The organism is Saccharopolyspora sp. NPDC000995, from assembly GCF_053599315.1.
This window is the reverse complement of sequence record NZ_JBSFLZ010000364.1, coordinates 1-1,131: the sequence shown is the minus strand read 5'-3', so window position 1 is coordinate 1,131 and position 1,131 is coordinate 1. Positions and strand designations below refer to the sequence as shown.

General features: G+C 60.0%; 1 protein-coding gene. It reads right to left on the bottom strand.

Annotated elements, in window-relative coordinates; all coding sequences use genetic code 11:
• On the bottom strand, positions 1 to 1,078 hold a 1,078-nt coding region (locus ACWDKQ_RS36340), incomplete at its 3' end, for an ATP-binding protein (RefSeq protein WP_450143267.1).
• Positions 1,079 to 1,131: the final 53 nt, after the last annotated feature.

Sequence of the window (1,131 nt, the reverse complement as noted above, 5' to 3'; positions counted from 1 at the left end):
CAGCTTCCGCGTATAGCTCATTAAAGGCGTAGAAGCCGAACCGAGGGTTACCGATCGGCCGCCACATCGCGTCGCTTGCTCCAAGCAGCCGCGCAAATTGTGTGACGTCGCCTTCAGCAGCGCTGATCACGGCCGCCACGTCGAGACAAGCCGGCTGGCCCAACAGATCATCGAGATTCTGCATGATCCCAAGCGCCTCCCGTATGCGTGCGCGTGCTTCGCTGAGGTCGCCGTCGATCAACCGAGTAAAGGAAATCGCCCACAGAGCCCAGGACATTACCCATTGCTCGCCATGCGCTGCGCAGAATTTCTGACACTCGCGGAAGATATCGGTAGCACTGTCGAGATCCCCTAGGCAGGCGGCGGCTAACGATCGGTGCATGTATGCAATACCGGTAAGGCAGTTCAGTTCGTCCAACGCCCGATGCTCGGCGAGTGACCGGTCCCACATCGTCGTCGCGGTCGCGATATCACCTTTCAACAGGAAGGTCATGCCCAAGAACTGCGTCGCATGCGCCAGCACCCGTTCGTCGCCGCTCTGGCGCGCTAGTGCACAACTCTCGTCGAGAAGCGCGATGCTCTGCGCGATGTCCCCTTGCAGGCCGGCAATATAGCCATTAATACAGAGCCCCCAGGCGCGGTCCCGGTCGGGCTGCGTATGTTTCGCGAGTGCTCGACCCAGCCAGTAACGTCCGTCACGCAGGCAACCGCACCCGACCCAGTAATACCACAGTGCCACTGCCATGCGTATCGCGGCGCGGGATTCGCCCGGTTCAGTCAGGCAAAAGTCGAGTGCCTTCCAAAGGTTAGGTCTATCGAGTCTGAGACGTTGGCTCCACTGCTTCTGATCGGGGCCGAAGCAACCGGCGTAAAGCTGCTCCGCGAAACGAAAATAATGATCCCGGTGTTGGCGGCGCACTATCAATTCCTTGCCGTTGTCGACAAGCCGCTCGTGTCCAAACTGTCGAATCGTCTCCAACATCCGATACCGCGCCGGAGAGACTATTCCCTTCTCGCGAGTAAGAACCGACTTTTCCACCAGCCCCGCCACTCCGGTGAACACGTCCTGCGCGTTCATCCCCTCATCCGCGCAGACGCTTTCCGCGGCCTGCAGATCGAATCCCCCGGCGA